The sequence below is a fragment of the Paenibacillus sp. J22P218 genome, assembly GCF_056269195.1.
In genome coordinates this window covers 243,237-257,250 of record NZ_JBWDNL010000007.1, presented here as the reverse complement: position 1 = coordinate 257,250, position 14,014 = coordinate 243,237, and the positions used below count along the sequence as shown (strand labels likewise).

10 protein-coding genes are annotated in these 14,014 nt (G+C 48.0%); 8 read left to right on the top strand and 2 right to left on the bottom strand.

Annotated elements, in window-relative coordinates; genetic code table 11:
- Positions 1 to 308 precede the first annotated feature (308 nt).
- Positions 309 to 743 (top strand): SRPBCC family protein, encoded by a 435-nt coding sequence (locus AC0YN0_RS26910; protein WP_475824039.1) that lies wholly within the window; start codon positions 309 to 311, stop codon positions 741 to 743.
- Positions 744 to 896: 153 nt separating this feature from the next.
- Positions 897 to 2,279, top strand: coding sequence for a hypothetical protein (locus tag AC0YN0_RS26905; RefSeq protein ID WP_475824038.1), 1,383 nt, complete (start codon positions 897 to 899; stop codon positions 2,277 to 2,279).
- A gap of 87 nt (positions 2,280 to 2,366) precedes the next feature.
- Here the strand turns inward: AC0YN0_RS26905 and AC0YN0_RS26900 are convergent, their stop codons facing one another.
- Together AC0YN0_RS26900 and AC0YN0_RS26895 are read right to left on the bottom strand one after the other, a co-directional pair.
- Complete coding sequence (locus AC0YN0_RS26900) at positions 2,367 to 2,948, bottom strand: hypothetical protein (protein ID WP_475824037.1); 582 nt, start codon at positions 2,946 to 2,948, stop codon at positions 2,367 to 2,369.
- A 2-nt stretch (positions 2,949 to 2,950) separates the two neighbouring features.
- Positions 2,951 to 3,430 carry an RNA polymerase sigma factor gene (locus AC0YN0_RS26895; RefSeq protein ID WP_475824036.1) on the bottom strand — a complete coding sequence of 160 codons (480 nt, stop codon included), beginning with the start codon at positions 3,428 to 3,430 and terminating at the stop codon, positions 2,951 to 2,953.
- A 326-nt stretch (positions 3,431 to 3,756) separates the two neighbouring features.
- Here AC0YN0_RS26895 and AC0YN0_RS26890 point away from each other — a divergent pair, with 326 nt between their 5' ends.
- The 6 genes from AC0YN0_RS26890 to AC0YN0_RS26865 all read left to right on the top strand — a co-directional run bounded on the left by AC0YN0_RS26890 (position 3,757) and on the right by AC0YN0_RS26865 (position 14,012).
- A complete protein-coding gene (locus AC0YN0_RS26890; protein ID WP_475824035.1) occupies positions 3,757 to 5,496 on the top strand; it encodes an ABC-F family ATP-binding cassette domain-containing protein in 1,740 nt (579 codons plus the stop codon).
- A gap of 181 nt (positions 5,497 to 5,677) precedes the next feature.
- Positions 5,678 to 6,874 carry a multidrug effflux MFS transporter gene (locus AC0YN0_RS26885; RefSeq protein ID WP_475824139.1) on the top strand — a complete coding sequence of 399 codons (1,197 nt, stop codon included), beginning with the start codon at positions 5,678 to 5,680 and terminating at the stop codon, positions 6,872 to 6,874.
- Positions 6,875 to 6,903: 29 nt separating this feature from the next.
- Positions 6,904 to 7,509 carry an LOG family protein gene (locus AC0YN0_RS26880; protein WP_475824034.1) on the top strand — a complete coding sequence of 202 codons (606 nt, stop codon included), beginning with the start codon at positions 6,904 to 6,906 and terminating at the stop codon, positions 7,507 to 7,509.
- Positions 7,510 to 7,748: 239 nt separating this feature from the next.
- Positions 7,749 to 10,508, top strand: coding sequence for a beta-galactosidase (locus AC0YN0_RS26875; RefSeq protein WP_475824033.1), 2,760 nt, complete (start codon positions 7,749 to 7,751; stop codon positions 10,506 to 10,508).
- Between the two features lie 153 nt (positions 10,509 to 10,661).
- Positions 10,662 to 11,690, top strand: coding sequence for a LacI family DNA-binding transcriptional regulator (locus tag AC0YN0_RS26870; RefSeq protein ID WP_475824032.1), 1,029 nt, complete (start codon positions 10,662 to 10,664; stop codon positions 11,688 to 11,690).
- Positions 11,691 to 12,611: 921 nt separating this feature from the next.
- Entirely contained in the window at positions 12,612 to 14,012 is a 1,401-nt protein-coding gene (locus tag AC0YN0_RS26865; RefSeq protein ID WP_475824031.1) for an ABC transporter substrate-binding protein, read from the top strand.
- Positions 14,013 to 14,014 lie beyond the last annotated feature (2 nt).

Here is a 14,014-nt window from a genome sequence, read left to right as displayed (position 1 = left end):
AGCTTAGAAGCGAATACATTCAAGAAGAAGGACCTCGGATTCGAGGTCCTTTTATGTAGTGTGCAAATCTGTGCGATAAATCGTACAAACCAATCTTACGAATCGGACAAATCAGGGAAAATGATCGAAAAATCGTACAAAATCATCGGGGGCGTGGCTGGTTTACACACTTTTGTATGATAAATCGTATATGTTTGGACAAATTACATTATGGCGGGTACATAGCGCTTCAGACATATCGACTAGCGATGAATGATTATGGTATTATTTGAGAAAAATAGATTCATAGCCTATGAGGAGGTTAAGTAATGGGAACAAGCAGTCCGGTAACGATAACGGTGGAAGCGATCGTTCATTCTCCCATAGCAAGCGTATGGAAGTTTTGGACGGAACCGAAGCATATCAAGCAATGGAACAATGCTTCCGATGACTGGCACACGCCAGTTGCGGAGAACGATCTTAGGGTCGGCGGTGCATTCGTCTCGAGAATGGAAGCCAAGGACGGAAGCTTCGGATTTGATTTCGGCGGCGTATACGACGAGGTGAGCCTTAACGAGAGCATCGCTTATACATTGGGCGACGGCAGGAAGGTAATCATCGCTTTTATTGCCCAAGGCGACGACACCAAAATCGTCGAATCGTTCGAGGCCGAAGAGACTAACGCCGTCGAGATGCAGCAAGCCGGCTGGCAAGCGATTTTGGATAATTTCAAGAAATACGCCGAATCGGCGAAAGAAGAATAGCAGAATATTCGCAGCCTAAAGAGCGCATGCCTGCATTGGCATGCGCTTTGCTATATTTTTCGTTGACATCATTAACCAAGCGTTGCTATACTAGGTGAAATTACATACCCGATTATTTTTATCGGAATTATTATAATAATGGAGGTCAAGCCCATGAAACGAACAGCACTATTCAGCACCAAGATGCTTGCTGCCTTTTTGCTCTCATCATCTCTATTATTTACGCAAGCTACTGCATTTGCCGCAACGCCGGTAGCGGTGCAAGCCGTATCGACAGCTCCTTCTTCAGTCTCTGCAAAGGACGGAGCAGCACAATACAAGCAGTTTTTGCAGGAGAAATACGACGTACAGCTTTCCGGTAAAGTAACGAAGGGACAGCTCGTCGAAGCTGTCGCCGACATTTTCGATTATAAACCTTCCGGCAAGGAAGTAACCTTTACCGATTTGACTGCGGACGCGCCGGTGTTCAAAGCCGCTGCCGCTCTTTATGAGCAAGGCATTTTGGCTGGTCCGTCCATTCAGGCCGATCAGCAGCTTACGAACTACGTGGCGGTCGCGATCGCACTGCGCGCGGCGGACTTGAAGGAGCTTGCCTCGACTTACCCGGCTGCGAAGGCGGATAACGTGCTCGCCAAGATTCAAGTCAAGAAGGGCACGCTTGGCGTTAAGGCTTCCCAGGAGGTTGCTGCCGCAATCGACACGGGCTTGCTGCCGGCTTCGCTTGGCCAAGGCTTTAAACCGAACGCCCCTGCGAGCGACGAGCTGATCCAAACGCTGCTCGGCCAGGTTCTGATCACGAAAGGTCTATACAAGAAGTACATCGGCTACACGAGCGATTCCGATATTTACGCGAAGCTTTCCACGGCTTACGAGACATCGGATTTGATCGACGCTCCGAAGCTGCAGAAGCTGGTGAACGCGGGGCTTGAGAAGGAGCTGTTCACGGGCTACAACATCAAGGACACCCGTTACGACGCCAACTTCATCGACTCCTTGTCGCTTATTTACGGTCATTCCGACTTCAAGCATGCCCAGCAGCTGATCGGCTTGCTGCGCAGCGAAGGCATCGACGCGAAGGTGCAATTCGAGCCGAAAACATCCGCGTTTCTGTTCTTGGCCGACTGGGGCGACCCGGGTCCGAACGTCGTGCAAATCGCTAACGGCAACTATATCGCATTCGCGAAGGAATATGATCTTGCGTTCGAATTCGCGACGGCGGCCGACAAAGCGGCATTCGACGGCATTATCGAGAAGTTCGCGAAGAAAAACGTTGCCGATCAGCAAGGATTGATCTACGGTTCGTGGTGGCAGCCATTGTACTACTCGAACACGAAGCTTGCCAATTACGAAGTCATTACGAACAATCTGATTTCCGATCCGGACAGCACGTACACGGTTAACCCGTTCTCGCTGAATGAGGATTCCGCGAAGGTTGTGGCAGGACTTAAAGCGATTGATCCTACCGCGGTCATCACGCCGTTCGAATTCTGGGTAGATAAGCCGTTCTTCCGTTACCTGCACGGAGAAGCGTCATAAGTCGCGCATACGGATAAATGAAAAAGGCTCTCCCGCTCAGCTGATTCAAGCTGAGCAGGAGAGCCTTTTTCGATATGAAGTTAAAGCTTAAAAATTGTTGTAAATCACATTAGCCGTTACTTTGCCGCTCGCGACGTCTTCCGAAGTGAAGCCGGATACCGTGTTGCCGACTTTAAATTCCTTGCTCACCAGCTGCTCGGAAGCATCCGGTGCCGTCGTGTCCGATATGCCGTAAGTCGTGTCTTCGGTTACTGTCACCCAAAGCTCACCGATTCGGAAGCTTTGACCGTCGGCGCTTACCTCTTCAATGACGCCGTCAATGTTGACCCTTTGTTTTGCCGACGAGCCTGCCCCTGGACCGTTATTTTCAACGACGGCGCCATTGTTTGGGTTGTTCGTAACAGGATCAGGGGCAGTACTGCCTCCATTTTGGTTAACCGCATAGATGCTCAACGTTAAGACTGCGCATGCAGCAACGCTCGTTGCCCAGATGAATACCTTGTTTTTCTTTACTGCCGGATTAGCTGTTTTCATGTGATTATCTCCTTTTGGCTTATCAATATCGATTATGTTGCGGCTTTCATTGCTTAACCGTTCAAGCGTGCGATGCTCAAAGTCTTCGCTTGTTTTCAATTTGGACATGGCCGATTTATAATCCAATTTCTTCATTTTTACAAATCACCGCCTATTACTTCTTTAAGCTGATTGCGCCCGCGGGCAAGCCAAGTTCCTACCGTTGCAGGTTTGGCGTTTAGAAGGTCAGCTATTTCTTCCAATGTGTATCCCTCGTAATAATGCAGATGGATCGGAACGCGGTATTTCTTATCCAATGACAAAACAGCCTGCAAAACCATGTATTCATCCCTAGGAAGGTAAGATAAGTTGTCCGGTATCGGGTTTCGACTTCTAAACCAGCCCGTCTTGAGCAGGTTTTTGCATTTATTTATCGTCGTTCGAATTAACCATGCTTTCTCATGCTCGTCACTGTCAAAAACGGGGGTTTTTTGGAGATAGGCGAGGAATACTTCCTGCGCGACTTCCTCCGCATCGGCAACGTTTTTGAGATAGGCGAACGCTATCTTAACCAGATTGTCTGAATAGTTGACCACGGCTTTGCGAACGGATTCATTGAGCTCATATGAATCGTGCACCTGATGTCCCCCTTTCACTAGTAATACAATTGAGGAGGCCGTTATTTTTCACGCTGCCCAAAAAAAGTTTGGGACAATGGTTATAAAAAGGCAGTATGGCGCTTCCTTTCAGTATATCCCTTTGTCAAAAAAACTGTTGCAGTCGGAAGATATGCGGCATTCAAATTCGCGTACGAACCGGATATTGGATGCCCCCCAAGGGATGGGATATAAATGAATTGAGATTGGTTGTAAACAGTGTTACTCTAACAACGGTAAACTTATAATCCATGCTCTTCAACACATCCAACAGTAGTCACCATTTTAGTTATAAGAAAGGTCATACTATGATAAAAGTCGAAAACTTATCCTTCTCATTTCCACAAAAAGAACTATATAAAAACATTACATTTACGTTAGAAGAGGCACAGCATTGCGCTTTTATAGGAACAAGCGGCAGTGGGAAAAGTACATTGATCGATATACTGATGGATCCAGAAAAATATTTGTTCGAGGGCAAGTTAGAGTTAGAACCATCTTGTACAATCGGGTATGTAAGTCAATTCTCACATCTCGACCAAACGAAAGAAACAACCGTTTTTGAATATATCGGAGAACCATTGATTAAGTTGCAAAATGAAATACAATCTATTTGTACCGAAATGGAAACGTCATCGGATATTGAGCCGTTGCTCGAAAAGTATCAATTTGCTTTAGACGCATTTGATTCAATCGGCGGAGATAACTTTGAAAGCAACATTAATAAGAAACTAAATGTAGCCAACCTCATGAAGCTTAAAGATGTTAGAGTATCGGACCTGAGTGGTGGGGAATTCAAACTTATTCATGTGATGAAGGAAATGCTTAATAGTCCCGACCTCATGATTATGGATGAACCCGATGTGTTTTTAGATTTTGAAAACCTAAATGCGCTTAAAAATCTTATTAATGCCCACAAAGGAATACTGCTAGTTGTGACCCACAACCGTTATCTATTGAATCATTGTTTCAACAAAATCATACATCTTGAAAACATGGAGATCCAAGAGTTTGATGGGCGATATATTGAGTATAACTTCTCATTACTTCAGACTAAGATCGAGTTACAGGAACTCACAGTAGCTGAAAAAGAAGAAATTGAAAGAAACGAGAACATTATCGATAATCTTAGAGCGATTGCAACCTATAATTCTGAAGCATCTAGAGGAAGAGCGTTAAAAGCCAGAGTTAGGTTTCAAGAGAGATTGGAAGCGCGCAGACTTAAAGCCCCATTTGTTGATATTAAGCAACCGATAATCAGTTTCGGTATGGATCATGAGATTGAAGACAGTATTGTTGTAAATGTAAATAATTATAGTGTAGCCTTTGATGAGTTGCTGTTAGAGAATGTTAACTTTGAAATAAAATCTACGGATAAAGTAGCGCTTATCGGTGCGAACGGTACGGGGAAAACGACGCTGCTCCGAGAAATTTTTAACAATAATCATGATTCCATTGAAATAAATGCGGATGCTAAAGTGGCTTATTTATCTCAGCTTCAAGGTGAAGTGCTAAAGGATTCTAATACCATTCTTGAAGAATTCATTGATGCTGGATTTAACACTTATGATGAGATCAGATCGTATATTGCAAACTATGGCTTTGAAGGAGAAATCCTTAATCAAAAGATAGCATCTCTATCTGGTGGAGAAAGAAATATCCTTCAGTTGGCTAAAGTTTCCGGCAGTAAAGCAAACGTATTGCTTCTTGATGAACCGACAAGCCATTTGGACACCTATACACAAATCGCGCTGGAAAAAGCCATTGGAGACTATAAAGGTGCGATTCTCATGATATCTCATGATTTCTATTCTGTTGTAAACGGCATGGATTATGTATTAATCATTGAAGATAAGACGATCAGAAAAATGAGTATGCGAAAATTTAGGCAGATGATTTATGCTAGTCATTTTGATAAAGATTATTTAGAAGCGGAACAAAATAAAAAAGCAGTTGAAATGAAAATAGAATTGGCTTTAAAAGATACTGATTTTGAACTTGCAAAAGGATTAGTTGATGAGCTAGAAGAGCTAATTAAGCTGCTTTGAAAATGAATTAGTCCGTCTCGAACTCCCGCACCCAAGAAGAACCAATCCCTCAACTTGGACGGCTACCGCGGGTAGACAGAAATGCTTAATTACATTTATATTAATGATTAATCAGGTAAAGTTAAGCAAAGCTCACAAGGACTAGGTTTTGCCGCTTACAAAATAGGAGACTCACATCATGATGACCAGCAACAACAAACAGAACGTGTTCAGACTAGCTTTGCTGCTAGGATTATTTTCGACACTCGGCCCTTTTACGATCGATATGTATTTACCTGCTTTCCCGGAAATTGTGGAGCAATTCGAAACGACGGCTTCCCTGGTGCAGCTCAGCTTGACGGCTTGTTTGCTCGGGCTTGGGATCGGGCAGCTCGTCATGGGCTCGCTGAGCGACGTCCACGGTAGACGCAATCCGCTGCTTATCTCCATGGCTGTTTATTTAATCGCCTCGTTAGCTTGCGCATTCTCGCCCAATATCGGACTGTTGATCGCATTCCGCTTCGTACAAGGTTTTGCCGCATCGGCCGGTATTGTCATTTCCCGCGCGATCGCACGCGACCTGTTCAATGGTCACGAGCTTACGAAGTTTTTCTCGTTGCTCTTGCTTGTCGGAAACTTGGGACCGCTTGTGGCACCGGTTGCCGGAAGCGGGATTCTTTCTTTCGCGGATTGGAAAGGCGTATTTATAGCGCTGACGCTGCTCGGAATCTACCTGTTAACGATGACCAAATGGAGACTGCGGGAGACTTTGCCGTCTGATCGCCGGACGCCGAGCAATTTCATGCAGCAATTGCAAAACTACGGATCGCTCTTGCGGGATCGCCAATTTGTCGGCTACATGCTGGCACAGGGGATTATGATCGCGGGGGTTTTCGCGTATGTGTCGGGAACGCCTTTTATTTATCAAAATATTTACGGGGTTTCGCCGACTGTCTTTGCTTTATTATTCGGAACGAACGGTATTAGTCTGATCCTCGGTTCCCAGCTGGTCGGACGAATGTCGCATCGCGTATCTGAACACACCTTCCTGTTGTTCGGACTCATGCTGGCCGGTTTGGCTAGCGTCGTTGTCTTAGTGGTAGCCTTCGTGCACGGACCGCTTTTTGCCTTGGTAGTTCCGTTGTTTGTATTCGTAGCTGCAATCGGCATTACATCAACGGCGGCGTTCCCGCTTGCAATGGAAAGCCAAGGCGAGAAGGCCGGCAGCGCTGCGGCTCTGCTTGGCGTCATTCCATTCCTGCTCGGAGCGGTCGTTACTCCGCTAGTCGGCATAGCAGGTGAAGACACGGCCGTACCGCTCGGCGTCATCATTTTATTGACGAGTGTCGTGGCGATGCTGGCTTACTTCTTTCTGATAAGAAGAGGCCACAAAATCTAACGTGCATATGCAGAAGGAGCAGAATATCAATGAAACGTATTAGTGTCTATTCCGGTTCTAATCCGGGAAACCATGTCGATTATGAAAATTCCGCTGTCGCTTTAGGCAAAGCGTTGGCGGCCCAAAATATTGAGCTAGTCTACGGCGGCGGCAAGCTAGGCTTGATGGGGCGTATTGCGGGCTCGGTATTGGAAGCCGGAGGCAAGGTGATCGGCGTTATGCCGCGGGGGCTATTTAGCGGTGAAGTGATGCATACCGAGCTTACGGAGTTTTACGAGGTTGCCAATATGCATGAACGCAAGGCGAAGATGTCCGAGCTGGGAGATGCGTACATCAGCATGCCGGGCGGACTTGGAACATTCGAAGAGCTGTTCGAGATGGCGTGTTGGGCGCAGATTGGCATCCACAAGAAACCGATCGGCCTCCTGAATGTAAGAGGATTCTACAATCCGTTGATTGACCTTCTGAAGCATGCGGTTAAGGAAGGATTCATGAGAGAGTCGAACCTTGATCTGTTCATTGTCGAGAGCGACCCCGATGTTCTGCTCGAGCGTATCGCCAATTACAAACCATCGGAGCAATCGTTCAAATGGAGCGAAATCAGCCCTGCGCAGTCGGTCGTAGAGTCCGTATAGGGTTATATCAAAGTAACAGTCCGGGGCATCAGCCTTGGACTGTTTTTTGTTTATGAGTTGAGGAAAATAGTTACAATCCAATTGTTGACAACGCTTACAGAGTAGTTTTATAATTTATATGCCTTTAATGAAACCCATTTCATAAATGATAGCAGCCGCTATGAAAGACGATTTTTACCGCTTTTCATTAAGATTTTAAGAGTGCGACATGGCGTTCAAAAAGGAAGGAAAGTGAATTTATGATCACGGAGAGCTTAGACAACACTGGATTAAAGGGAACGCAGCTTCGCTATGATGCGAAGAGCTTTATCATCGGGGAGAAGAGAGTGTTTCTGAACATCGCATCGATTCATTATTTTCGAATGCCTAGGCAGGAATGGCGGGAAGTGCTTGTCAAGGCGAAGCTAGCAGGCATGAATTGTATCGATACTTACTTTGCATGGAACGTGCACGAGCCGGAGGAGGGCAACTGGGACTTCAGCGGCGACAACGATTGCGGGGCGTTCCTTGACCTATGCGCGGAGCTGGGACTATGGGTCATCGCGCGGCCGGGTCCGTTCATATGCGCCGAATGGGATTTTGGCGGTTTTCCGTATTGGTTGAAACATAAATCTAATATACAGTTCCGAACGAATAATGAGGTTTACCTTCATTACGTTAATCTTTATTTTGACCAGATTGTTCCGGTTATCCGCTCTCGCCAAATGTCGCAAGGCGGTACCGTTATTATGGTCCAGGTCGAGAACGAATACGGTTATTTGGCCGATGACACGGCAGGTGCGGCTTACATGAGGGAGCTGCGCGACGGCTTGCTCGAGCGTGGCATTGATATGCCGTTAATAACTTGCGAGGGCGGCTTAGAAGGAACGATCGAAGGGGCGAACTTCTGGTCGGGCGCAGACGGACATTATGAGAAGCTGATGCGCAAGCAGCCCGACGTTCCGAAGCTCGTAACCGAGTTTTGGACAGGGTGGTTCGAGCATTGGGGAGCGCCCTCTGCCACGCAGAAGACGCCAGAATTGTACGAGAAGAGGATGATGGAGGCGATTCGCGCCGGGTTTGACGGCATTAGCCACTATATGTTTTTTGGCGGTACTAACTTTGGAGGTTACGGCGGGCGTACGGTAGGAAGCAGCGATATTTACATGGTTACCTCTTACGATTACGATGCTCCACTGTCCGAATATGGGAGAGTGACAGCCAAATATAGAATGGCCAAAAAGGTTTCCCTGTTCACGGAAGCGCTCAGCGCGTTTTTGCTGGAAGCGGAGCCGATGGAATCATGCGAGGCCACTTGCCCAGACGGAATAAAACTCCAAGGCAGACAGTGGAACGGGCAAAAGCTTTGGTTCGCCGAAAGCGCCAAGCAGGAGAAGGAAATGTACCCGATTACGCTCGAAAGCGGCCGGACGCTTCAGGTTTCGATTAAACCGGGTCAGATCGTCCCGATTCTTGACCGGTATGAAGTGAGTCCTGGTTTGAAGCTTACTTGCGGAGGGTTCGTCATAGGGAACGACCGGATTGGCGAGGTCCAAACGATCATTGTGGCGGGAGAAGACGGCCAGCGTACGCATATCGTATTCGAAGCCGATCACGCGATTCAGTATGATAATGAAGCCCATATCCGACATGAAATGAGCCCGGACGACCGGACGTTGCACTTAGACGTCTTCCATTTCCATACGCCGCAGCGTATTGCATTGACGGTTGACGGGCAGCGTATCGAAGTGATTGCATTAAACGGTTATATGTCGGACCGAGCATGGAAGCTTCGGCAACAAGGTGGAGAAGTATGCTGGGCATTCGGCTGGGAGGACATGGACATAGACGCGGATGGCAACGTGAGCGGAGTAAGGGGCGGCCCTGAGAGCGAGCCCTTCCTTATTGGAGACTGGGTGCAATTAAGCAACACCGCCCATGATAGTGAGCCGTGGCTTCTGCCGAGCTTATCGGATTGGACTCGCAAAGACTTGAACCTGCTTGCGCTCGGAGCGGGCGAGCTTGCCGATACTCCGCGCGGATTCGCAGAGCTAGGTAAGGACTTTGGGTATCTTATTTACACGAGTGAAGCGGAGTGCGATCGGGATCAAGAAAGCACAATGGTGTTGTCGGCCATCCAGGATTCTGCGCGTCTGTTCGTCAATGGACAAGAGCAAGCGATGATCCGCCAAGTAGGCGCGGCGTCGGCAGTCGTACGCCTGAGCCAAGGACGCAATAAGCTGCAGCTGCTTGTGCAGCATATGGGCAGTCTTAATTTCTCGCCGAATTTGGGCGAGGAGAAAGGCATATTCGGCCCTGTCTATATGGACGGTTCGGTCATCGACCTGCGAAGAGATTGGCATAGCGGTATGGAGTCTGTCCACCTAGACGAGGTGCAAGGGCAACCGTTCGCCTCTGGGCTTACTCGAATTTTCGAAGTTAATGATCATGACGGGGCCATTCTAGTCGGAGCGTTAAGCGGCGGACTCCGGATTAACGGCCGAGAAGTGCCTATGGACGACTATAAGGATTGGTTCGCTTATTATGCAGTCGACATTTCCTCCTATATCGTCAAAGGCAGCAACACCATTGAAATGCCGGTAGGCCGTGCGCCGTTGAATCGGCTGGAGCTGCTGACCTATGACCGTTCACGGGAGCTGAGAGGCTGGTCGGCAGTATCGTTAGAAGACGCAGCGAAGCTTGCGGAGGGCTCAGCCACCTCTATTCATAGCGGGCCTTCATGGCATAGCAGCAATTTCGACCTTCCAGCCATTCCGGAAGACGTTAATCCTAAGCTGAAGCTGAGATTGACGGGCTTAAGCAAAGGGTATTTGCAGTTGAACGGCCGTAATCTAGGACGCTACTGGCAGATTGGGCCGCAGGAGGATTACAAGATTCCGATGGCGTGGCTTAAGGAGAAGGACAATGAGCTGATCTTGTTCGACGAAGAGGGCAGAACTCCGGTTGCGGTAAGGCTCTTCTATGACGAGCAATCGTATAGACGCTGGGGCAATCTGTAGGCATCGCAATTAGGACCATATAGCTAGAGCAGGAATGTTCGTTGACGAGACGAGCCTGCTCTATTTTCGTTGCAATAGGTGTAACGCATATCATTACATGTTTGATTTTGCTATAATATTCCTAGACATGAAGGTAGGAAGGAAGCGTTAAGCTTGAGACAGGTCACCATCTATGATATTGCCAAGGAGGCAAAAGTATCGATTTCGACCGTATCCCGTGTGTTGAACGATACCGCTCCGGTAAGAGGATCAACACGCGCCAAAATTGAAGAGCTTATTCAAAAATATAACTTCCAGCCTAACGCTATGGCTAGAGGGCTTCTCAAAAATGAAACCGGCATTATCGGCGTCATTGTGCCCGATCTGACTAATCCCTTCTTTCCGGAAGTATTCGCCGGAGCGGAGGAGGAGGCGATGCAGTCAGGCCTTACCTTCCTGCTTAGTAATACGATCGGCGATTATGTGAAAGAATCGGAATATCTGAGCATTATGCGGGAGAAACGCGTGGACGGCATTATATTTATGGGCGGAAGAATTAACTTGAAGCACTGTGAAGAGCATCTAGTTCAAGAGCTGGTGCAATGCGCTAGCATTATTCCGACCGTACTCGTCAATGGCGGTCTGCGGGGGACCGACTTGACTCGGGTTGCTACGGATGAGGCTGCGGGAACTGTTCTTGCCGTTCAACACCTTATCGAGCTAGGACATACGCAGATCGGCTTCATCGGCGGGGAAAGTCATATGACGACGACCTCTAATAAGCTGCGGGCATTCCGCAAGACGATGAAAGAAGCGAATCTGGACATTCGGGAAGAATGGCTTCTGCCGGACAGCTTTTCTATCGATTCCGGCAAACGCCAGATGCATAATCTGCTGGCCATGAAGGAGCGTCCGACTGCCGTGTTCTGCGTGAACGACTATACGGCGATCGGGGCGATCAAGGCGGCAGCAGAGGCTGGACTGACGATTCCGGACGATATGTCCATCGTCGGATTCGACGATATTCCGCTGGCGCATCACTTCATTCCCGAGCTGACCACCGTTTCCCAGCAGGCGCACGAGCTTGGGATGACGTCTGTCAAAGTGCTGAAAGCGATGATGAACAAAGAGAAAGTGAAGAAGCATACGTCGCTAGAGCCAAAGCTTATCGTGCGGCAAAGCACGCGAGCCCTAATGCCCTAACGCAATTATTCCTTCAAGAGCGCAGCCCGAGCAATCGGGCTGCGCTCTTTTTTTTGCAATGGTCTGGGTAGCGGGCTAGATTGAAGACAGAATAGGATGGGAAGCTCATCCTATTCGCACAAACCTGGGTTACTTGAGAGCAATAGGATGGGAAACGCGGCTTATGGGTGTTCAGAGTGACGATGATGAGGGTAGCGGGATGGGTTGAAGACAGAATAGGATGGGAAGCTCATCCTGTTCGCACAAACTTGGGTTACTTAAGGGCAATAGGATGGGAAACGCGGCTTATGGTTGGTGAAAGCGACGATGATGAGGGAAGCGGGTTGGGTTGTAGACCGAATAGGATGGGAAGCTCATCCTATTCGCACAAACTTGGGTTACTTAAGGGCAATAGGATGGGAAACGCGGCTTATGGGTGTTCAGAGTGACGATGATGAGGGTAGCGGGTTGGGTTGTAGACCGAATAGGATGGGAAACGCGGCTTTCGGTGGGTGAAAACGACGATGAAGGGGAGCGCTGCAATAACGGGAGTATTTCCAGTTAATCGCGGTGAAACGTCAGCAGTTTCAGCCAAAGGAGGGGGTTAGCCATTTCACCTTATTTGGCAATGTATCAGCGTAATGTTCATTCTTGCCAAATAAGGCGCCTTAACAGGAACTATGGAAAATATAAACTTTCGTATTGACCAAGAAAAGGAAGCGAGCTATAATGAAATGGGTTTCATGAAAACCCTTACATAAAAAATCGAGTCATCAAGATTGTTTTGTTTTCTGCAATAAAATGCTCGAAACGCTTATATAATGGCAGCCGCCACTATATATAATTTTTGATTTGAGGAGGGTAGAATCATTTCTCTGATTAATTAATCTGTCTATCTTGCTTTTATTTGATTAATCATTCATGAAGGGGATGTGTTAAACAATGAAACAAATCAAAAAGATGAAACCAATGTTGATGACTGTAACCGCAGCAATGATGATTATGTCCGGATGCAGCGGCAATAACGGAGGGAATACACCGGCGGCTACCGATGCGCCTGCAACGGAAGCACCGGTTGCAACGGTCGCTCCGACTGAAGTACCTGAAGAGCCGGCTCCGGACCTCGGAGGCAGAGAGATTCGCATTTCCCATTGGTGGGACGCTACGCCTGTAGGGGACTCCGAAGCGGACGAATTGGCTCGCGAAAGAATCAAAAAGGTTGAAGAGAAATACAACGTCAAAATCAAGTACCTGAATACGGAATACTGGTCCACTTCAGAGAAGCTATCCTCCTCTGTATTGGCAGGCGATCCTTTCGCAGAAATCGTCCGCTTGCCGGACGGATTCATCTGGGGACTTACGAATGGCGGGTTCCTAACGCCATTGAATGATTACCTCAACAACTCCCGCATCGCGCCGGACGTTATCGAAGCGATGAAATTCGGCGGCGAGCAAGTATTCGGTCTTGAAGGCTGGTACAACGCGAACGACTCCGGTATGTATTACAATAAACGGATTTTCAAAGAAGCGGGCTTGCAGGATCCGCAGCAATTGATGGACGCGGACAACTGGAACTGGAACACGATGCTTGATGCCGCTAAGAAGCTGACTGTTGACAATAACGGTGACGGCAAAGTGGACCAATACGGTCTTGCCGGCGCACACTATATTTTCTCGGAGCAACTGATCGCAAGCAACGGCGGTTTGATCTATGAGGAAGCTACTAAGAAAGTAGCGTTCGATTCTCCGGCGGCAATGGAAGCGCTTAACTTTGAATACGAGCTGTACAACACGCACAAAGTCGTGAAAGAGAACGAAGGCAACGACTGGGAAGATCCAGCTAAATACTTTGCAGAAGGCAACATTGCCATGTATCCAGGCGGATTGTGGGAAATCGAAGGACGTCTGACAGACAAGATGAAGGATGAGTGGGGCTACGTATACTTCCCTAAAGCACCTAACGCGACAAGCTATTCCGATCCGCTTGGACAAACGGCTGCTTATGTGATTCCAAAAGGCGTTAAGGACGCAGAAGCTATTGTGAAGATTTGGGAAGAATTGCAAGACTTCGACAACTGGGAAGGCAACCGCAAGCTGTGGCTTGAGAACGTGCTTCCGGATGATACGTCCATCGCTAACGCTATGAACGAAGCTGGCAAGGTACAACGTGTATTCGGCGGACGCTTCGGCGGTCTCGGCGTGAAAGAACAGCTCGACTCCGTGACAGGCAAGTTCGTCAAAGGCGAGGTTACGCCGTCTACAGGTGTTGCTCAAGTCATCGCGGCAGCGCAAGCGGCTGCAGACAAAGTATTGAGCGGCGAAGTGGAAGAGAAGAAAGAGTAAAT